The organism is Paenibacillus sp. sgz302191, from assembly GCF_057749925.1.
The window spans coordinates 229719-251347 of the sequence record NZ_JBYLHY010000010.1 but is presented as its reverse complement, the minus strand read 5'-3'; the positions used below and the strand labels follow the sequence as shown (position 1 = coordinate 251347).

The window sequence follows — 21629 nt, the reverse complement described above, 5'->3', positions numbered from 1 at the left end:
TTACAAACGATGAAAAAACAGAAATTAGCGAACGCGCTGCTCAGCTCTTTGATCATAACGAGCCTTGCAGGGACTCCGGCCGTTTGGGCGGCGGAATCGACGGGCACAACCTCTTCAGGAACGGCAAGCAATGTGAAATCGTCTTTCCCGGACGTAGGCGCGGATTACTGGGGGATCAGGCACATTTCCAAGCTTGCTCTGGAAGGGATCATCGAAGGCTATGAGGATGGCGCATACCGTGCGGAGAACTCCGTCTCCCAGCAGGATGTGCTGATCATGGCAACGAGAATGATGGGCCTTGAAAGCGACGCGAAATCGATGACATCCGCAACCGTCTTCCCGGACTTCATACAGGTGGACGACTATGCCCGCAATTATGTGGCTCTGGCGCTGCAAAAAGGGCTGATTACGAACGAGGAAGAAAAAACAAGGGCGCAGGGCGATAAGTCCAAAGATAAATGGGGCCAGCGCAAGGCGACGAGAGAATGGGTGGCGGAAGTTGTCATCCGTGCTATCGGCAAGCAGTCGACTGCGCAAAGCATGGCTTCCCAAGCGACTTCGTTTAAAGATAACAACGACATCAGCTATTCGACGCTCGGCTACGTGAATGCCGCCGTATCGCTGCAAATCGTCAACGGCTTCGAGGACGGAACTTTCCAGCCTAAAGGAGCCGTCACACGGGCTCAAATGGCCGCTTTTCTCAGCCGGTCCCAGAAGGATTTGACTACGCTGCCGCAGCGCGCGGTCCGGGGCTATTTGACGAGCCTGACGAGCGGCACCATCTCGATCAGCGATAGCGACGGCAATACGAGCACATATAAACTGGCTCCGAACACCGTATTTTACGGAAACAAAAACGATACGGTCATCGATCCGAAAACGATCGAGGAAACGTACCAGGTTTCCATCGTGCAAGTAGGCGGCACGGCATACTATGTGGAAGTCGTCAAGGACGAACTGCAAATGGACATCTACGACGGCAAGCTGCTGAAATTAAACATCAGCGGCCTGAAGGCTACGCTGGACGATTACGAAAGCTATGAGCTTGCCACCGATGTGGCCGTAACGGATACGGACGGCAAGGGACTCAGCCTTGCTTCCGTCGTCGAGGGCAGCGTTGTCGAACTGAGAAGAAACAAGCTGACCAAGGGCACCAAAATTACGTCGATCATCGTCAAGCAGGTGCCTGTGAACAAAACGGCGCTCGGCGTCATTCAGACGATTAACAAGGATACGCGCCAGTTGGGGCTGCTCGAAAGCACGACAGGGAAGACGGAAGCATTCGGATTTTCCAGCAATTTGATCGTTACGCTGCCGGACAACAGCTTGATCGACATCAATTCGCTGCATGTGGGCGATTCGGTTGAATATACCGTAACGAACAGCGAAGTCGTGAAAATTCTCGTCAAGAAGCAGGCGGATGTGGGCGTCAGCGTCGAAGGAACGCTGAAAGAGCTGAGTGACGACAAATCGTTCCTCACGATTGTCAAACCGAATGGCGGCGCGTTGGCGGCATATGCACTGGGCGATAACGTGCAGGTGCAAATCAACGGCTTGACTACGGCGAGCATTTACGACATTGCACCCGGAGATTCCTTGAAGCTGGACGTGCTGAACAATAAAGTGACTTTGATTACAGTGACAAACCGTTCCATCGAGAACTTATATTTTGCGAAAATTATCAGCTACGAACCTACAAGCAAATTTTTGACGGTTAAAGACAACTCGGGAAATCCGCACGCATACCAGTTGACCGATTCCACGACGATTAAATACGCAGGGACGACGCTGCCTTTCTCAAGCTTCAACACAACGTTCAGTACCGGCAAATACGTCGACCTGCTCGTATCCAAAAACAACGTGACTTCCGTCCAGATGTCGACACAGCTGAACGGCACCTTGACGCAGTTGAATTTGCAGTCCAACGATGTGACGATCAAAACCGACAGCGGGCAAAGCTTGACCTTCAAGCTTACATATGCGCCAACGGTGGAAATTCCTAACAGAGAGACCAGCGCGCTTTCCGATTTGAAAGTCGGGGATAACGTCGGTATCATTTTGAGCTATGACCAAACGATCGTAACGAATATCGTAATCAGCAAAAAAGGGCTGTACAAAGTGGTGTCCACGAACGTCAATAGCAAGCAGTTGACAGTTATGGACGATAATAACACGACTTACACGGTCGGCCTGGACAGCGTTCCGATCATGAAGTCCGATCAGACGGCGGGCGCGATTACGGATATTTTGGCGGATGAGTATGTGAGGCTGACTTACAAGGGCAAATCTGTCGTGAAGGTGGAACTGACCGACACGGTAAGAGGCAAAGTCATCGCTGTCGATCCGACGAGCACGAGCTTGACCGTGCAAGACTTTACCGGCAAAAATCAGGTTGTGAACGCCGGCAGCAACTATGCGGTGAAGCTGAACGGCGGGTCGGTGCTTAACTTTAACTCGATTAAAGTCGGCGACCGGGTCCAGGTCAATAAGGACGCGGCCGACAGAACGATCATTCAAGTGGCTGCAGCGGCCAAGAGAGAGCTTTCCAGCTATAATAACATCGTTAACCAAATGATCTTCAAATCGACGAGCTCGGCAGACAAAACTTCCTACAGCCTGTATCCGAGGGCATATTTCCACAAAGGCGCGAACACCGTAACCGCGGGCTCTTTCAAAGCAGGCGACCAAATTATGATTTATGTGCTGGATGACAAAATTGTCGAGATGGACCAGCAGTAAATTTGAACGAAATGTATTCCGCATCCGTCTGTTTAACAGGAGCTGATCCTGGGACAGACGGTTGTTTTTTCTACGAAATTTCCTTAAAATCAGATAAGTTTTAAAAAATGTTCTCATTTTAACGCTTTCAAGCATTGATTCTGCAGTCACAATTCGATACACTTGAAAATATTACGCCCCAAGGAATAATAACGATGACTCAAAAGCAGGTAAGACACATTTTAGACACAATCGGCGAAATGTTCCCGGATGCGCATTGCGAGCTGAATCACAGCAATCCGTTCGAGCTGACGATTGCCGTGCTGCTCTCGGCGCAGTGTACCGATGAAACGGTAAATAAGGTTACGGAATCCTTGTTTCAAAAATATAAGCGTCCTCAAGATTATTTGGCTGTGCCGCTTGAGGAGCTGGAGCAAGATATTCGCAGAATCGGGCTGTTTCGGAATAAGGCAAGCAATATTCAAAAGTTATGCCGACTTGTACTGGACAAGTATGACGGACAAATTCCCGAGAAGCACGAGCAATTGGTCGAGCTGCCCGGCGTAGGCCGCAAAACGGCCAATGTCGTCGTATCGAACGCTTTCGGAGTGCCAGCCATTGCTGTCGACACGCACGTAGAGCGGATTTCCAAAAGGCTTGGGCTTGCCGGATGGGACGATTCCGTCCTTGAAGTTGAAAAGAAGCTGATGCAGAAAGTTCCCCGCGAGGAATGGACTCAGACTCACCACCGTCTCATTTTTTTCGGCAGGTACCATTGCAAGGCGCAAAACCCGCAATGCGGCATTTGCCCGCTGCTGGATCACTGCCGGGAAGGTAAAAAACGTATGAAACCAAGTGTAACTAGGAAAGCTACTAAAAAGAACTGATAAGTAAACAAAGGATGGGATGGAAATGAAATGCATCGCCGTATACACCAATAGTTTTGAATTGTTTTCCGATATTTATGAAGAAGTGATCAAAACGCCGTTGCAAGAAAACGAAGAAAAGATCATTGAAGGCGTAACCGTCAGCGAATCCGGTGAAGTTCCTCAAAACTACATAGACAAAATGAAAACGAAGCCCGAAGTTGTCGTGATGAAAGTAAAAGATTCCGACATTACGATTTTGCAGCATCGCGACGTGTTCGAAATTTTCCTGCCGGAAACTGAAAAAGCGGCCATTTCTTAAATCTCCCTTGCGGAGATTTTTTTGCTTAAATTGACTAAATCCGACCGGGGCATTACACTTAAAACCGAAGTGAATCCATCGGTGCTTTTTGTACGTGAGTCAGGAGAGAATAGATCATGAATCAGTTGGCAGAACCCGGCATTGCGTCCATACCGGAAGCAATCAAACAGATGCGGGACGCGGTAAAACAAGCCGGAGACGCGGATAACGCGGGGAAGCTGCAGCAGCTTCTCGATAAAATAAGCTCGGAGCGAATGAATATTGCGTTTTGCGGGCATTTTTCGGCGGGGAAATCGACGTTGATCAATCAGCTGTGCGGACACCCGCTGCTGCCTTCCAGCCCGATTCCGACGAGTGCAAATATTGTAAGTATTCGGGACGGCGAGCCGGGGGCGCATGTAACGCATCGTCACAAAAGCGAAGACCGCAGCGCTGTCGTTATTCCGCTCGATGAATTGGAAGCGTACTGCGTCAATGGTACGGATATCGAATCCGTGGAAATCACGTATCCGATCGCTTTTCTGGGGAAACATGCGGCGCTGCTCGATACCCCCGGGATCGATTCTACGGATGACGCGCATCATCAGTCGACGGAATCGGCGCTTCATTTGGCCGATGTCGTGTTCTATGTCATGGATTACAACCATGTGCAGTCGGAAGTGAATTTGGCTTTCACGAAGAAGATGAAGGAGTGGGGCAAGCCGCTCTATCTCGTCGTCAATATGATCGACAAGCATAAAGAGCGGGAGCTCCCTTTCGAACAGTATCAGGAGGGAACGAAGCAGGCTTTTTTAAGCTGGGGCATCGAGCCGGACGGCCTGCTGTATGTCACGATGAAGGAGCCGGGCCATCCGCATAACGAATATGCGAAACTGCGATGGCTCCTGCAAGGTTTGATCGAGCGCGGTGAGCTGCTGCGCAGCTGCAGCATCGACGCATCCGCGCGCTATTTGGCGGCCGAGCACGGCAGCTGGGTGGCGGAGCGGAATGAGCCGCTGAAGGCGGAGCTCATCGAAGCGATCCGCCAGGATGGCGACGTGGAGGAAGTGCGGCAGCTCGCGGAGGCGAAGCGGCGCGAGCTGGAGGAGGCGCAGGCGCTGCCGGAAACGTTAACGGCGGCGCTGCGCAAAGAGCTTGGCGTGATCATCGAGAACGCCAACATTACACCGGCCTTGACCCGGGATAAGGCTCACGCGTATTTGGAGAGCCGCAAGCCGGGGTTCAAGGTAGGCTTTTTCTCGCGGGCAGCGCAGACGGCCGCGGAGACGGAGAAACGGCTGCAGGCGTTTCAGGAGGATTTGGCCGAGCAGGTGGAAGCCCAGCTCGATTGGCATCTCCGGGACGCCTTGAAGAAGGCGGCCGAGCGGCAGGGGCTTCACAGCCAGGCGCTGGCCGCGGACATCGAAGCCCTGAAAGCGGACGTCTCGCCGGCATGGCTGGCGGGGCAGGTGAACCCTGGCGCCGTGTTCGGCGGCGAATACACGCTCAACTTCATGAAGCAGGTCGGCGGCGACATCAAGCAGCAGTACCGCAAACAGGCGTTTGCGCTGATCGACCGGCTCGCGCTGGCCGTCCGCGAGCGCACGTCGCAAGCGGCTGCGACGCTTGCCGAAGAGCTGGCGGCGCTGGGCGAACGCCTCGGCGCCTACAGCGAGCTGCAGCGGCTCGAGGCCGTCGAGGCCGCTGCGCAGGCGGAACTGCTGCAAATGGCCGGCTGGCGGAAGCATGTTCCGCCGGCGCTGCCGGATTTGCAGCAGTTCCGAGCCATGGAGGAGCCGGCAGCCGCCCCGCAGAGCGGGGGGCTGCACACGACCTCCATGGGCGCGATCCTGCAGGCTGCCGCCACGGCGGCGGCAGTCTCGGCTCCGGCGGCAGCACCTGAGGATGCTGCGGCTGCGCCTTCCGTGTTCCCCGCAGGCGAACACGGGGGGCGCATGGAGCGCAAGGCCGCCGCGCTGCAGACGGCCTCCGGCCTCATCGACGGGCTGCCGTCGATGAAGTCGCTCGCGCGCGCCATGCGCGAGAAAGCGGAACGTCTGCGCGAGCGGACGTTCACGATTGCGCTGTTCGGCGCATTCAGCGCCGGCAAGTCCTCGTTCGCCAATGCGCTCATTGGCGAACGCGTCCTGCCGGTGTCGCCGAACCCGACGACGGCGGCGATCAACCGCATCCTGCCGCCGCAGGAAGGCTGGCCGCACGGTACGGCCAAGGTCAGGATGAAGTCGGCCGACGCCATCCTCCAGGACGTCTTGTACTCGCTGGAGCTGCTCGGCGTCCAGGCGTCCGATATGGCCTCGGCTCTCGCGCGCATCGGCGGGTTGACGCCCGCCGACGTAACGCCCAAGGGCAAGCCGCACTATTCCTTCCTCAAAGCCGTCGAGAAAGGATGGACGGCAGCCAAAGACCATCTGGGCGCTGAGCTGCGGATTACGAAAGACGAGTTTCCCGGTTATGTCGCCGATGAATCGAAATCGTGCTTTGTGGAATTTATCGAATTATTTTATTCCAACCCGCTGACTGACCAAGGCATTATTTTCGTTGATACGCCTGGCGCGGATTCGATCAATGCGCGGCATACGGGAGTAGCTTTTAACTATATCAAAAATGCGGACGCGATTCTTTTCGTCACTTATTATAACCACGCTTTTTCCCAAGCGGACCGCGAATTTCTGCTGCAGTTGGGGCGCGTCAAAGACAGCTTTGAAATGGATAAAATGTTTTTTATCGTCAACGCCGCCGACCTTGCGGCAAGCGAGGAGGAGCTGGACGGCGTAGTCAAGCATGTGGAGACGAATTTGCTCCGGCACGGCATCCGCAATCCGCGCATTTATCCGATTTCAAGCTATTTGGCCGCCGAGGGCAAAGTAGCGGGAGATTCCGCGCTTGTCGCCCAATCCGGCATTCGTCCGTTCGAGAACGATTTCCTGCAGTTTACGTTGGGCGAATTGAGCGACGTTGCCATTCATTCGGCTAACCTTGAGCTGGAACGTGCGGTTCAAACGATGCAGCAATGGCTGGAAAGCGCCAAATCCGGGGAGGAACAGCGCAAAAGGCAAATCGACAAGCTCCAGCAGGCCGAGCAAGCGGGAGTCAAGCTGCTTCGGGAAGCGGATCACGGCGCAGACGTCAAAGAATTGCGCAAAGAAATCCAGGAACTGCTTTACTACGTGAAGCAGAGAACGATGTACCGCTTCGGCGAGCTGTACAATTACGCCTTCAACCCTTCCACGTTCCGCGAGGAAGCGCGCGATCCGAAGCAGGCGCTCCGTTTGGCATGGAACGAGCTGCAGCGGATGATCGTTTTCGATCTGTCCCAGGAAGTGCTGGCTACGACGCTGCGCATCGAGAACGCGATCAATCGCCTGTCCGGCCGCCGCGCGCAGCGCTGGGGAGAGCAGCTTGCCGAGCTCGTGGAAGGCTTCGCAGGCGGCGAGTACGATGCCCGCAAGTTTGACACGCCTTCGGTAACGACGGCTTTTGACGCCAGCGAAGTAACGGATAAGCTGCTGACGGGTTATTTTAAAAACGCCAAGCAGTTTTTTGAAGGCGACGGCAAAAGCAAGCTGAGAGCGGAGCTGGAAAGCCGCGTCAGCGAGCCCGTGTCCGAGCTCATGGAACGGCAAACGTCGGCTCTTGACCAGGCGTATTCCAGACAGTTGGAAGAATGGCTGACAGAGCTGCAAGAGCTGCTGGCCCAACAGCTGAACGAGCACGTTCGAGGGCTTTTGAACGCATTGGAAATGAAAATCGATTTGGACGATTTATTGTCCAGACAACAGCAGCTGAAAAAGCTGATGGATTAAAAAAAGGGCGCTTCCGCACATCACAGCGGCAGCGTCCTTTTAATTTATATGTCGTGATCTTTTTCACAATCCCGAGCATATGATGTTATTTTGGGTGCATTGCCATGTAAGGGCTTACATATCTTAGGATTTGAAAGATATCCAAGAATGGCATGGATTCCTGCAAGTTTTTGTGGAGTTATGCGGGTTTAAGCGTATAAATCCCGTTATCCTCTCGTTGCTCCGATAGGGGGATGGTGATAAGATTCATTAAGTATTGAAACGCTTTCTCAGCTTTTCCCAATTTTCCTTCTTGAGGAGGGTGCTTTAAAAGTGGACGTCTTTAGGCAACTGAAAGAGTTCTATTGGCCGGAGAAGAAGCTGTTGTTCGGGTCGATTCTATGCCTGATTACAGCAACCGCGCTTGGACTCGTGTATCCGAATTTGCTTCGCTATTTGATCGACGATGTAATTACGAAACAAAGGTTCGACTTGGTGCCGAAGCTGTCGCTTTTTGTCGTTGGCGTCGTAACTTTGAAAGGCATGTTTCAGTTTTTGCACGGCCTTTGCGGAGGAAGGCTCGGAAATCGGGTTGCGTTCCATATGCGCAACGCGCTTTACAACAAGCTGCAGTACTTGTCGTTTCAGTATTACGATCAGGCGCGTACCGGGGACTTGATGTCGCGTCTGACAGCGGATCTGGAAGCGATTCGGAACTTTATCGGCTTTGGCTTCGCGCAAATTTTGAACGTCTTTTTGATGCTGATTTTCGGCATGGCCATGATGTTTTCGATCAATTGGCAGCTGACGCTCATCACCATGGTTTCCATGCCTTTCCTCGTTTTTACAGCAGTTCGTTTCGAAGGCAAGATTCATCCGGCTTTCCGTCTGGTGCGCAAGTCGCTGGGCACGATGACGACGGCCGTCCAGGAAAACATTACGGGAGTCCGCACGGTAAAATCTTTTGCCCGCGAGCCCCATGAAGTAAAAAAGTTCTCGACTCATAACGAAGAATACAGGGCAATGAACGTAGAAACGTCGCACATATGGGCCAAATATTTTCCCGTCATGGAAATTTTGGCGAACTTGAGCGTCGTTCTTTTACTCGGAGCCGGCGGCTACATGGTCATTCAGGAAACGATTACGCTCGGCGAATTGGTCGCGTGCTTCAGCATCATTTGGTACATTATCGGCCCGATGTGGGGACTCGGCTTTCATATCAATAACTTTACTCAAACGAAAGCTTCCGGCGAAAAGATTTTGGAAATTCTTCATCAGTACATACACGTAAAAGATCAGCAGGAAGCCGTTTCGCTGGCTGAAACGAAAGTTCGCGGCCATGTTCGCTTTGACCGGGTTACTTTCGCCTATCCCGAAAAACAGCCGGCGCTGTACGATTTCTCCGTCGATGCACCTCCCGGCTCCGTAATCGGACTGCTGGGCAGCACAGGCTCCGGTAAGACGACGGTGGTCAGCCTGTTGATGAGAGCTTACAATGTCAAGGAAGGACATATCACCTTCGATGGCAAGGATGTTCGCAACATCCAGGTAGAAAGTCTGCGCAGCCAAATTGCGGCGGTTTTTCAGGAAACGTTCTTGTTTTCCTCTACAATCCGCAACAACATCGCCTACGGGCGCAAAAACGTGAGCATGGAAGAAATCATCCGCGCGGCCAAGCTGGCCAAAGCCCACGATTTTATTATGGAGCTGCCGCTTGGCTACGATACGATTGTCGGCGAGCGCGGCCTCGGCTTATCCGGCGGGCAAAAACAGCGGATCGCAATCGCGAGGGCGCTGCTGAAAGATCCGAAAATTCTTATTCTCGATGACGCGACGAGCGCTGTCGATATGGAAACAGAGCATGAAATCCAGGCCGGATTCAAAGAAGTCATGCAGGGCCGTACGACGTTTATTATTGCTCACCGGATCTCTTCGCTGAAGCATGCGGACGAAATTATCGTCATGGATCAAGGCCGGATCGTACAAAGAGGAACGCATCAGGAGCTTTTGGCGCAGGAGGGCCTTTACCGTCAAACTTACCGGATCCAGTATGCGGATCAGCCAGGCACGGAAGGGCGCGCGGAGGCAGACGGCTATTCATCTTCTTTAGAAAGAAGGTTGGCGCATTGAGCACTTTTTCCAAGCAAGCCGGAAATTCCTCTCAGCCGGAAGATTCGCAGTCCGGACAGCGATTCGTATATCAGGATGACGAGCTGATCGACAAGCCGTTTGACTGGAGTCAGCTTAGACGTCTATTCGGTTACATGAAGCCTTACGCGAAGCAATTTTTGCCGATCATCATCGTGATGATGTTTGTGGGCGCATTAACGAAGCTAACGGTGCCGCTGCTTATTAAATATGCGATCGACCGTGCGATCACGCCGAAGGACGGCCAGCTTTTATTCATCTTGATGGGCATTATGTTCGGTGTTTATATCGTGCAGTGGATCGCCAACACGTTCCGGATCCGTTACACGAATATGATCGGCCAGCGCGTCATCTACGATCTCCGGCACGATCTATTCAGCCATATCCAAAAGCTTTCGTTTCGCTTTTTCGACACGCGTCCTGCGGGCTCGGTTTTGGTTCGGGTGACGAATTACGTCAACTCATTGCAGGACCTGTTTACGAACGGCGTCGTCAATTTGCTGATCGACTGCGTTCAGCTTTGCGGCATTATGATCATTCTGCTTTCTTATAATTTCAAATTGGGCGCGGCGATCATCGTAACCGTCCCTCTGATGTTTCTCATTTCGACCAAATTGCGCCTGAAAATCCGCCGGGCGTGGCAGGATGTTACGATCAAGCAGTCGCGTTTAAACTCGCATTTGAACGAATGCATTCAAGGCATTCGGGTCACCCAGGCGTATACGCAGGAAAAAGAAAATATTAACTTTTTTCGTAACATGAACATGGTGAACCGCCTGTCGTGGAACCGCGCCTCGATGCTGAATCAAAGCTTCGGGCCGATTATCGAAATTACGGGAGCGATCGGCTACTGCATCTTGTTTTGGCTAGGCGCCCACATGATTCAATCCAAAGAAATCTCGGTAGGCTTATTGGTCGCTTTCGCAACGTACATCGGATATTTTTGGGAGCCGATTACCCGCTTGGGACAAATGTATTCCCAACTGTTGGTGGCAATGGCCTCTTCCGAGCGAATCTTCGAATATATCGATGAAAAGCCTTCCGTAGCGGAACTTCCCGGCGCCAAAGAACTGCCGGACATTGCCGGAAACGTGAAATTCGAAAATTTGGTGTTCGAATATGAGTCCGGCAGACCTGCTTTGAAAGGCATCAACCTGGATGTAAAAGCGGGCCAGTCGATTGCGCTTGTAGGCCATACCGGATCGGGAAAAAGCACGATCATGAACTTGCTGTGCCGGTTTTACGATCCGGTGGAGGGCCGCGTTCTTATCGACGGGCAGGATATCCGCGAAGTAACGATCCAAAGCTTGCGTTCCCAGGTCGGCATCGTGCTGCAGGATACGTTTATTTTCTCCGGCACGATCCGCGACAACATCCGCTTCGGACGGCTGGACGCTACGGATGAAGAAGTGGAAAGAGCGGCTAAAGCCGTCCACGCGCACGATTTTATAGCGGCTTTGCCTCAAGGCTATGAAACCGAAGTCCAGGAACGGGGCAACGTGCTCTCCATGGGGCAAAGGCAACTGATTTCCTTCGCTCGCGCATTGCTGGCGAACCCGCGCATACTTATTCTCGATGAAGCGACGGCAAGCATCGATACGGAAACCGAGCTCAAAATCCAGGAAGCGCTCAAAACCTTGCTCGCCGGAAGAACGTCGTTCATCGTCGCGCACCGACTCTCGACCATTCGCAATGCCGACAAAATCATCGTCCTCGACCACGGCCGAATGATGGAAAGCGGCAATCACGATGAATTGATGAACGAGCGAAAAATATATTACGGCCTTATCCAGGCCCAGTACAAATTTTTACAGGATGCAGGTTAACTCTTCTTAATGCTGCCCGGTTGCTTTGGCGATCGGGCAGTTTTTTTATACGGTTTTACCGCCGAAGAAAGTCAGTCGTGTGTAAAGCGGCTTGAGAAAACCTGCAAAAATACATGAATTTGCGTCCTTGATCGCTGGCCACGAAAAATTCCTGCAATTGTGCAGGCTTTTCAGCGGGGACATGGGATTAGACCGGGCTGAGCTGGAGTTTGAGCGGTAAAACCTGCGGAATTGCAGGAATAATCTTAGACAAGCGCATGAAGGAGCGAAAAAGATGTATTTTAGCAGGCTTTTGCGCGCAATGTGCCGGTTATGCGTTAGCGGTTATTATATGAGGTGTGAAAAAGGTGCGAGACTTTCTGAATTATTGTGGTATGGAAAAATATGGGCAACCCAGAGTGCTATATCTTTTGATGACGCTTATGACCACTATCCCCTTCGTTCATGAGGAAGTTTGACAGTGAAGTCAGTACAGCCGATCAAGCAGGAAAGTTGCAAGCAGACTTGCTAATGCAGTTTGGGGCGAAAGCAAGCCATTACTGAGCCTGAGTAGAAGGGATAGTGGAAATAAGGGGGAACTGGTGGGAACGCGGCAGTGTGAGAGAAGCAGCAAATCGACGAGCCTGAGCAAAAGGGATAGTGGAAATAAGGGCAGCTGGCGAGAACGCGGCAGTGTGAGAAAAGCAGCAAATAGATGAGCCTGAGCAAAAGGGATAGTGGGAATAAGGTAGCTGGTGAGATGGATGGAAGAGAGCGCGGCTGGAGCCTCTAAGTTATTAGCCGCGCTTGTGCAGGTTGGTTCGATATTTGGTGGGGCTTTTTCCGTAGAGTCCTGTGAACAATTTGGTGAAGTAGTAGGGATCGCGATAGCCTACATCTCCTGCGATGTCCGATATTTGCCGGGTTGTGTACTCCAGGAGGCGTGCTGCGTGGCGCAGTCTGATTTTTTGCAAAGTTTCCATAATGGATTCTCCTACCTGTTCTTTGAAAAGATGGGATAGCCGGGATGGGGAAAGCGCGACTTTTGCTGCAAGAGATTCAATGGTGTGCGGTTCGCTCATTTGCAGGTTCAGCAGGTCCATCACTTGCGTTACACGGGGATCAAGCGCCCGATTATTATCGGAACCGCTTGCCTGAGCAAGGAGCAGCACCATTTCTTCGAGTGCATTCATGGACAGCTGCATGCGGAGTGTTCCGGCTTCCGTTTCCAAGCTGTCTTGGAGCAATCTTTGAAAGGCGGCGGCGATGCGCTCACGTATCCGCTTTAGCTCCAACTGGACGAAAAGCAGCCCTTTGGCGGCTTGAGGAAGGCGCAGCAGCGATGACCACGATGGCGACGGAATGAAATGAACCCACATAAATTCCCATACGGTATCCTGTGGGGTGTAGTAGTGATGAGGAGTTCCGGGCGTCAACATCGCGATATCGCCTTCTTGGACGGTGTACGTAGTTTGGTTGATTTGAAAAGCGCCGGTTCCCGCCAAGGTGTAGGTGAGCAGCCAGTCTCTGGTGCCGCCGGAACGATGAACGAGGTAGCCCGGCTGTTCCTTGAAATGTCCGGCTACGAAAACGCCGGGGGAAGGGCTCGGTGTTTCTTTATGAATAGCAGAATCATCAAGGTTATTAGCCATTGTATGCATTCCTCCTTTGGCGTTTTCATTTTAAAATAGAATTGTGAAAAACACAATGACAACAAGGAATGGAGGCTTTAAATTTGGAATCTAAAGCTCTTGGAGGCGTGTTGGCACCAGACCAGGTGGAGCAATTTTATCGGGAAGGTTATGTGGTTGTAAGAGGGCTTTTTGCGGGGGAAGCGGAGAAGCTGCGGGACCACTTTATGAAGCTGCATGCTGCGGGGCCGATTCCCGGCTGTTTTAAACCGGTTTCGCGCGAGGAAGCGGGGAACGATATTTTGAAAATGTACCCGCGGATGATGCATCCGCACAAGGTCGATGATCTTTCGATGGCATACATGCTTGATCCGAGAGTCATGAATATTTTAGCGGATTTGCTGAAGGAAGAACCGATTGCCGCGCAAAGCATGTTTTATTTCAAGCCTCCGGGCGCGAAGGGGCAGGCGCTGCATCAGGACAACTTTTATTTGCAGGTGGAGCCGGGCACATGCATAGCCGCATGGACTGCCGTGGATGCCGCAGACGAAGAGAATGGGGGATTGTTCGTCGTCCCGCAAACGAACACGCTAGACGTGTTATGCCCGCACGATGCCGATCCGAAGCAGTCCTTCACGAAGGAAGAGGTGGACGTGCCGGAAGGGCGCCAAGCGATCCCGTTGAGTTTGGAGGCGGGGGATGTGCTGTTTTTTAACGGCAGCATGATTCACGGATCGTACCCGAATACGTCGCAGGACCGCTTCCGCCGGGCGTTTATTTGTCACTATACGGGCATCTCAGCGCAAAAAATCGCTCATTGGTACTACCCGATCTATAGGCACGACGGCTCCGAGATACGGCTGGAAATCAATGAAGCCGGGGGGCCTTGCGGAACTGAATATGCATCGGGCGGCGTGCATTAAGCCGCTTCGCGTAAACCCTCTCTGTCCCGGCAGAGAGGGTTTTGTCGCTCTTGACAGAAGTTTGCAAAATGCGGCAAGAAGCTTTACTCTTAGAGTGAAATAAGCCATTTATTCGCAGGAGGGACTTTTTTTGAAATCATCCAGATGGATTTGGGGGATTGTAGGGCTTTCGGCCACGATAGCAACGGTCGTTTTTGTTGTCGGCTTTATTTATGCGGTTAATCAAATTTTGTTTCCGAAAGCGGGCTCAAGCGAATATGCGATCTCTGCGCCGCAAAGCGGCAAGGAAACGTATATCGACTCCAAAAACAAACTGCAGATCGTCGCTCTGGGGGATTCATTGACTGCCGGAACAGGCGACAATACGGGCAAGGGCTATGTCGGCCGCGTTCGCGAGAAGCTGGAACAGCAGAGCGGCAAGTCTGTTTTTGTATTGAACAATCTGGCGATTCCAGGATATAGGAGCGGCCAACTGCTGAAAGATTTGGAATTGAAAAAGACGCAGGATGCGATCGCGCAAGCGGATATCGTGCTGCTGACGATAGGCGGCAATGACCTTTTTGACGGAGGGAACGGGATTTTCTCCGAAGATCCGCAGGAGTTCAACCCGGAAGCGGCGGCAGCAAGAGTAGGTCCCGCGCTGGACAGAATGAACGGCATCGTAGAAGCCATCCATAAAACGAATCCGAACGCCGTCATGCTCTACGTCGGTTTGTATCATCCTTTTCTCGATCTGGATCCGGAACGGAAAGGCTCGCTGATTGTCCAGAAGTGGAACAACAATGTGTTTGAGATGACGAACCGATACAAAAATATGGTGCTTGTGCCTACATATGACCTGTTCGAGCAAAACTTGCTCAAATATATTTCTTCAGCCGATCATTTTCATCCGAATGGGGACGGTTACGATCGTATTGCCGACCGCATTGTGCAAATTTTGAAGTAGGGGGATGAACGGGAAATGACGCCTGGTCCAAATACGGTATTGTCTGTGAAAAACGTAAAAAAACGGATTAAAAATAAAGAGATCATAAAAGGGATATCCTTTGACGTATATGCCGGAGAAATTTTCGGCTTTTTGGGGCCTAACGGTTCAGGCAAAACGACGACGATACGCATGCTGGTCGATTTGATCCGTCCGACGGAAGGCTCGATTCAAATTTGCGGTTACGATGTCCACAAGGAGCACGATCAGGCGCTGCGGCATGTCGGCTGCATTGTCGAAAATCCGGAGCTTTACCCGTATTTGACGGGCTGGGAAAACCTGGAGCATTTCGCGGGGATGCTGCCTGATGTGGATAAAAAACGGATTGCCGAGGTCGTGGAAATTGTCAGCATGGATCAGCGCATTCACGACAAGGTGCGCACGTACTCGCTGGGCATGCGCCAGCGTCTCGGCATCGCCCAGGCGCTTCTTGGCCGTCCGAGCCTGCTTATTTTGGACGAGCCTACGAATGGCCTGGACCCGCAGGGGATCAAGGAAATGAGAGAGTTCATCAAGCGGTTGGCGGAAGGCGGCCTGAGCCTGTTCGTTTCGAGCCATCTGCTGAGTGAAATTCAGCAAATGTGCGATAGAGTGGCGATCATCAGCCATGGTCAAGTGATCAAAGTAGGGTCCGTCGAAGACTTGGTCGCGCAGGGCGGCAAGGTGGTGTGGACGGTTCGTCCGGGAGATGCGGCCGAGCGGATTTTTGCCGCTTCGCCCTTGGTGCAAGCGATCGAGGAAAACGCGTCGCCGGAAGGCCAGGAAGCGGGCGACGGCATGAAGTTCATCGCCGTGCAGATGAATCAAGAGGACGTTCCCCAGCTTAGCCGTGAACTCATTCAAGCAGGAATCAGCCTTTATTCCGTAGAAATCAAAAATCCTACGCTCGAAGATTTGTTCTTGAGCCTGACGGAGGGTGAAAGAATTGAGTAGCATGTACGCGCTGGTCAAAAACGAATGCATCAAGATGATCAAAAAGAAACGGTTTTACGTCATCATCCTCATTTTACTGGCATTGATTCCGATGTTTACGTATGCGCAAATGCGCGTTGCCGAAAATACGCAGAAGCAGTTCGGCACTACCGATTGGAGAGCGGACCAGCGGCAAAAAATCGCCGATTGGGAAAAGCGGCTGAGCAGCGCCCGCACGCCGGACGAGTGGAAGCAGCAGCTCAAGGTGCAGATTCAGGTCGCCAATTATTATTTGGAAAAAAATGTAGACCCTAACTCGCCCAATGCGGTCACTTTTACCCGCGAATTTGTTAAAAATGCGGTCGGATTGTTCATTCCGCTGATCATTATGGTCATTTCCGCGGACATCGTATCATCGGAGCATTCTACGGGGACGATTAAATTATTGTTGACAAGACCGGTAAGGCGTTGGAAAATCCTATTGAGTAAGTTAATCACCGTCGTCTTCTTTACATCGCTGACTGTTTTGGCAACGGGCGTGCTGTGCTATTTGATTTCCGGGGTTGTTTTCGGCTACAATGGATGGTCGCTGCCGGTTTTTATCGGGATTCAGCTCAGCGGTTCGAATGTGGATTTCAGCCTTGTCAGGGCGGTCGACCAATGGTTCTTTCTGTTGATGGAGTTCGGGCTTGTCTGGTTCTCGTCCCTGGTCGTCGCTTTGATGTCGCTTATGCTGTCCGTGCTGATCCGTTCAACGGCGGCAGGTATGGGTGTCATGCTGGCTGTACTTATTTCCGGCACCATTCTTTCCAATATGGTATCATCATGGGAAACGGCCAAATATTTATTCATGGTTAATCTGGAGTTAACCGATTATTTGACAGGATCGCTTCCTCCGATAAAAGGGATGGATTTGGCTTTCTCGCTTACCGTACTAAGCGTCTGGGCGATCGCTTCCCTGATCGTTTCATTTACCGTATTCACGCGAAAAGATGTATTGAATTAATGCTGACGAACTATTTTGACGGAAAAACATGAAGGAGGGCTTCGATGACCGAGCAGCTAGATATAATGACAAATCAGAGCGCCCCGGCGTCGGATTATGGCGCGGATGATATTCAGGTGCTGGAAGGACTCGTTGCGGTGCGCAAAAGGCCGGGGATGTACATCGGCAGCACCAGCTCGTCGGGCCTGCATCATCTGATTTGGGAGATCGTGGATAACGCGGTTGACGAGCATCTCGCCAAGCATTGTTCCAAGATCCATGTAACGATACATAAGGATCAATCCATTACGGTGCAGGACAACGGCAGGGGCATTCCTACCGGCATGCACAAAACGGGAATTCCTACGCCGCAGGTCGTATTTACGATGCTGCATGCAGGAGGCAAGTTCGGCGGAGCGGGCTACAAGAAGTCGGGCGGGCTTCACGGCGTGGGCGCTTCCGTGACGAACGCGCTGTCCGAGTGGCTGGAAGTGGAAATTTACCGCGACGGCAAAATCCATAAGCAGCGGTTCGAGTATTGGGTCGACGATGCCGGTGTCGAGCATGTGGGCGAGCCGGTTACCGGCTTGATCGTGACCGGCAATACGAACCGTACGGGAACGAAGATCACGTTCAAGCCGGACAAGCGGGTGTTCCAGGGCGGAACCGCGGTCAACTATGATACGATTGCCGAGCGTTTGCAGGAGATCGCGTTTTTGAACTCGGGCTTGCAGGTGAATTTGAAGGATGAAAGAACCGACAAGCAGGAGACGTTCCAGTACGAGGGCGGCGCGAGCCAGTTCGTGCAGTTTTTGAACGAAGAGAAGACGGTGCTGCATGAGGTGATTCACTTCGCGGCGGAGAAGGATGAGATCGAAGTCGAGGTTGCGCTGCAGTACAACGACGGCTATACGGAAACGATCGCTTCGTTTGTCAACTCGATTCCGACGCGCGGCGGCGGCACGCACGAAACCGGCTTCAAGACCGCTTACACGCGCGTGATGAATGAATACGCCCGCAAAGCGGGGCTGCTCAAGGAAAAAGAGAAAAATTTGGACGGTACGGACCTGCGTGAAGGAATGATGGCCGTTATCAACATCAAGATGGGCGATGTCGAATTCGTCGGCCAGACGAAAGACCAGCTCGGCAGCGCCGCAGCGCGCAGCGCGGTGGACGCGGTCGTCGCGGATAAAATGGCGGTTTTCCTGGAGGAAAACCCGCAGGTCGCGCAGATGATGCTGAAGAAAGCGGTGCAAGCCGCCAAAGCCCGCGAAGCGGCGCGCAAAGCGCGCGAAGAAATCCGCAGCGGCAAGAAGGGGAAGAGCGAGAGCTCGAACCTGAACGGCAAGCTGACGCCGGCGCAGTCGAAAGATTTTGAACGCAACGAGCTGTTCATCGTGGAAGGGGATTCTGCCGGAGGATCGGCCAAGCAGGGACGCGATTCCAAGCATCAGGCGATACTGCCTCTGAAGGGCAAGCCGATGAATCCCGAGAAAGCCAAGCTTCTCGATGTGATGAAAAACGATGAGTACAAGGCGATCATTTCCGCCATCGGAGCGGGGATCGGCCCGGAATTTGATCCTGAAGAATCGAATTACGGCAAAATCATTATTATGACGGACGCCGATACGGACGGCGCGCACATTCAAGTGCTGCTGCTGACGTTCTTTTACCGGTATATGAAGCCGCTGATCGATACGGGAAGAGTGTATATCGCCCAGCCTCCGCTTTACAAGGTGACCAAAAAAGGCGGCAAAAGCGCGGCGCAGCGCTATGCCTGGACCGACGAGCAGCTGCAGACCGTCATGAAGGAGCTCGGCAAAAACAGCGAGCTTCAGCGCTACAAAGGTCTCGGCGAGATGAATCCGGAGCAGCTGTGGGAAACGACGATGAATCCCGAGTCGCGCACGCTGCTGCAAGTTCAGATCGAGGATGCCGCGAAAGCGGAGCGGCGGGTATCGACGCTCATGGGCGACAAAGTCGACCCGCGCAAGCGATGGATCATCGAGAATGTCGATTTTACCGAATTCGAAGAGTAAGACGGGAGCGGCTGCGAATCGCGCTGCTTTCCGTATAGATCATAAAGAGTGGTGACCGAGCGTTGAGCACATTAGAACAGTTTTTGCCTGCATTTTTGGAAGAGGTCGTCGGCGACCGCTTCGGCAGGTACTCCAAATATATTATTCAGGACCGTGCGATTCCCGATGTCCGCGATGGGCTGAAGCCTGTGCAGCGGCGCATTTTGTATGCGATGTACGATGCGGGCAATACGCCGGACAAGCCGTACCGCAAATCGGCCAAAACCGTCGGCGACGTGATGGGGAACTACCATCCTCACGGCGATTCCTCGATTTACGAGGGCATGGTGCGGATGGCGCAGCCATGGAAGATGGGCCATACGCTCATCGACGGCCACGGCAACTGGGGTTCGCTGGACGACGATCCGGCGGCGGCGATGCGCTACACGGAAGCGCGATTGTCGGAGATCGCGATGGAACTGCTGCGCGATATCGAGAAGCGGACGGTTTTGTTCAAGGACAACTTCGACAATTCGACGAAGGAGCCGGTCGTGCTCCCCGCCCGTTATCCCAATCTGCTGGTGAACGGGGTCAGCGGCATTTCGTCTGGCTTCGCCACGGAAATTCCGACGCATAATTTGCGCGAAGTGATCGACGCCTGCATCGCCATGATCGATAAGCCGGACATTACGATCGAGGAATTGATGGGCATCGTCAAAGGCCCGGATTTCCCGACGGGCGGCATCATTATGGGCGAGGAAGGCATCCGCGAAGCGTACCGCACCGGGAAGGGGCGCATTTATGTCCGCTCCAAAACCGCGATCGAGGATTTGCGCGGCGGCAAACAGCAGATCGTTATTACGGAAATTCCGTATCAAGTGGTGAAATCCCGGCTTGTTACGGCGATGGAGAACATCCGTCTGGAGAAAAAGGTCGAAGGCATCGCCGAGGTGCGCGACGAAAGCGGTCGCAACGGGCTGAGAATCGTCGTCGAGCTGAAAAAAGATGCGGATGCGCAGGGCATTCTCGCTTATTTGCTGAAAAAAACCGATCTGCAAGTGACCTACAATTTCAATATGGTCGCGATCGTCAATAAAGCGCCTCGCCAGCTCGGCATTAAGGAAATGCTGGCGGCGTATATCGAACACCAGAAGGAAGTCGTCACGCACCGCTCGCAGTATGAGCTGGAGAAAGCCGAAGACCGCGCTCATGTGCTGGAAGGGCTCGTGAAGGCGCTGAACATCCTCGACGAGGTCATCGCCGCCATCAAGGCTTCCAAAAACCGCCAGGATGCGCAAAACAACCTCGTGGCCCAGTTCGGATTTACAGAGCGGCAGGCGGACGCGATTCTCGTCCTGCAATTATACCGTTTGACGAATCTGGAAATTACAGCGCTGGAAAAAGAGCTTCGCGATGTGGAAAAAACGATCGCGTATTTGCGCGGCATTTTGGGCAGCCTGAAAAAATTGCTGGGCGTGATCAAGGACGAAATCGGCGATATCCGCAAAAAATACGGCATCGACCGCCGCTCCGAGATTCAGGGCGAAGTGGAAGAGCTGAAGGTCAATCTGGAAGTGATGGTCACTCCGGAGGACGTGTTCGTGACGCTGTCGAACGAAGGATATTTGAAGCGGACAAGCAAGCTGTCGTTCACGCGCTCCGGCGGCGAGCTGGAAAGCACAGGACTGAAGGAAGGCGATTACGTCCGCTTCCTGCTTGACGTGAATACGATCGAAAGCCTGCTCATTTTTACGCAAAAAGGACAGTACTTCCTGCTGCCTGTCCATCAGGTGCCGGAGTACAAGTGGAAGGAGAACGGGACGGCGATCGTCAACGTCATTCCGACTTCCAAGGAAGACCGGATCGTCAGCGTGATTCCGGTGAAAGGATTCGACGACCCGGGCAAATCGCTCGTCTTCGTAACGCGCAAAGGACAGGTCAAACGGACGGAACTGAAGGAGTACATGACGAACCGCTCGAACGGTATCGTAGCCTGCAAGCTGAATGAGCAGGATGAAGTGCTGCATGTTCATCTGAGCGACAATACGAAGGAAATACTGCTTGTCACCAAGCAGGGAATGAGCATCCGCTTCCGCGAAGAGGAAGTGAACCCGATGGGCCGCTCGGCCGCTGGCGTGCGCGGCATACAGCTCAAGCAAGACGATGAAGTCGTCTCGGCGGAATGGATATATGGCGATGAGGGAGAGGTGCTTGTCATCTCCGACCTCGGTTACGCCAAACGTTCCCTGGTCGTGGATTATCCGCTGCAAGGACGCGGAGGCAAAGGCATTCCGACCTTCGAATTCAAGGAGGGCAAGCGGGTCAGACCGAATGGCACGGCCTTGGTCCGCACGTTTATCGTCAAGATGGATTACGTTGTCACAGCTTTGATGAGCAGCGGTGAGAAAGTGCGCTTTTCCACGGAAACCGCGCCTCTGGAAGACCGCAAATCGACGGGCAAGCAGCTTGTGCCTGTGACGAAAACGGATGCGATCATCGATTTGTTAAGAGCGCCGCTGTAGCGGCTCAGGTTC

Annotated in this window: 13 protein-coding genes; 12 read left to right on the top strand and 1 reads right to left on the bottom strand. The window is 52.9% G+C overall.

From position 1 onward, the window contains the following. Nucleotides 1-9: 9 nt before the first annotated feature. The 6 genes from AC3G2T_RS17100 (at nt 10) to AC3G2T_RS17075 (ending at nt 11662) form a co-directional block, all read left to right on the top strand. Entirely contained in the window at nt 10-2739 is a 2730-nt protein-coding gene (locus tag AC3G2T_RS17100) for an S-layer homology domain-containing protein (protein ID WP_488436278.1), read from the top strand. A 194-nt stretch (nt 2740-2933) separates the two neighbouring features. Then, entirely contained in the window at nt 2934-3605 is a 672-nt protein-coding gene (gene nth, locus AC3G2T_RS17095; protein ID WP_488436277.1) for an endonuclease III, read from the top strand. A 25-nt stretch (nt 3606-3630) separates the two neighbouring features. Next, entirely contained in the window at nt 3631-3906 is a 276-nt protein-coding gene (locus AC3G2T_RS17090; protein WP_474681980.1) for an NAD/NADP transhydrogenase alpha subunit, read from the top strand. 116 nt (nt 3907-4022) lie between these two features. Next, on the top strand, nt 4023-7709 hold the full coding sequence (locus AC3G2T_RS17085; protein ID WP_474681979.1) for a dynamin family protein: 3687 nt from the start codon (nt 4023-4025) through the stop codon (nt 7707-7709). Between the two features lie 312 nt (nt 7710-8021). After that, nucleotides 8022-9818, top strand: coding sequence for an ABC transporter ATP-binding protein (locus tag AC3G2T_RS17080; protein ID WP_488436276.1), 1797 nt, complete (start codon nt 8022-8024; stop codon nt 9816-9818). Beyond that, nucleotides 9815-11662 (top strand): ABC transporter ATP-binding protein, encoded by a 1848-nt coding sequence (locus AC3G2T_RS17075; RefSeq protein WP_488436275.1) that lies wholly within the window; start codon nt 9815-9817, stop codon nt 11660-11662. Before AC3G2T_RS17080 ends, AC3G2T_RS17075 begins: the two co-directional genes overlap by 4 nt. A gap of 776 nt (nt 11663-12438) precedes the next feature. Here AC3G2T_RS17075 and AC3G2T_RS17070 read toward each other — a convergent pair. Continuing rightward, complete coding sequence (locus AC3G2T_RS17070) at nt 12439-13293, bottom strand: helix-turn-helix domain-containing protein (RefSeq protein WP_474681976.1); 855 nt, start codon at nt 13291-13293, stop codon at nt 12439-12441. Nucleotides 13294-13376: 83 nt separating this feature from the next. Here AC3G2T_RS17070 and AC3G2T_RS17065 point away from each other — a divergent pair, with 83 nt between their 5' ends. From AC3G2T_RS17065 to gyrA, 6 genes are all read left to right on the top strand, one after another. Then, on the top strand, nt 13377-14195 hold the full coding sequence (locus tag AC3G2T_RS17065) for a phytanoyl-CoA dioxygenase family protein (RefSeq protein ID WP_474681975.1): 819 nt from the start codon (nt 13377-13379) through the stop codon (nt 14193-14195). 130 nt (nt 14196-14325) lie between these two features. Then, complete coding sequence (locus AC3G2T_RS17060) at nt 14326-15141, top strand: GDSL-type esterase/lipase family protein (protein WP_488436274.1); 816 nt, start codon at nt 14326-14328, stop codon at nt 15139-15141. A 15-nt stretch (nt 15142-15156) separates the two neighbouring features. Beyond that, nucleotides 15157-16113 (top strand): ABC transporter ATP-binding protein, encoded by a 957-nt coding sequence (locus AC3G2T_RS17055; protein ID WP_488436273.1) that lies wholly within the window; start codon nt 15157-15159, stop codon nt 16111-16113. Then, the gene (locus AC3G2T_RS17050) at nt 16106-17098 is read left to right on the top strand and encodes a DUF2705 family protein (protein WP_474681972.1); all 993 of its coding nucleotides are present in this window, start codon (nt 16106-16108) and stop codon (nt 17096-17098) included. The genes AC3G2T_RS17055 and AC3G2T_RS17050 overlap by 8 nt, the downstream gene beginning before the upstream one ends. Before the next feature lie 44 nt (nt 17099-17142). Then, on the top strand, nt 17143-19116 hold the full coding sequence (parE, locus tag AC3G2T_RS17045; RefSeq protein WP_488436272.1) for a DNA topoisomerase IV subunit B: 1974 nt from the start codon (nt 17143-17145) through the stop codon (nt 19114-19116). A 62-nt stretch (nt 19117-19178) separates the two neighbouring features. After that, nucleotides 19179-21617 (top strand): DNA gyrase subunit A, encoded by a 2439-nt coding sequence (gene gyrA, locus AC3G2T_RS17040; RefSeq protein ID WP_488436271.1) that lies wholly within the window; start codon nt 19179-19181, stop codon nt 21615-21617. Nucleotides 21618-21629: the final 12 nt, after the last annotated feature.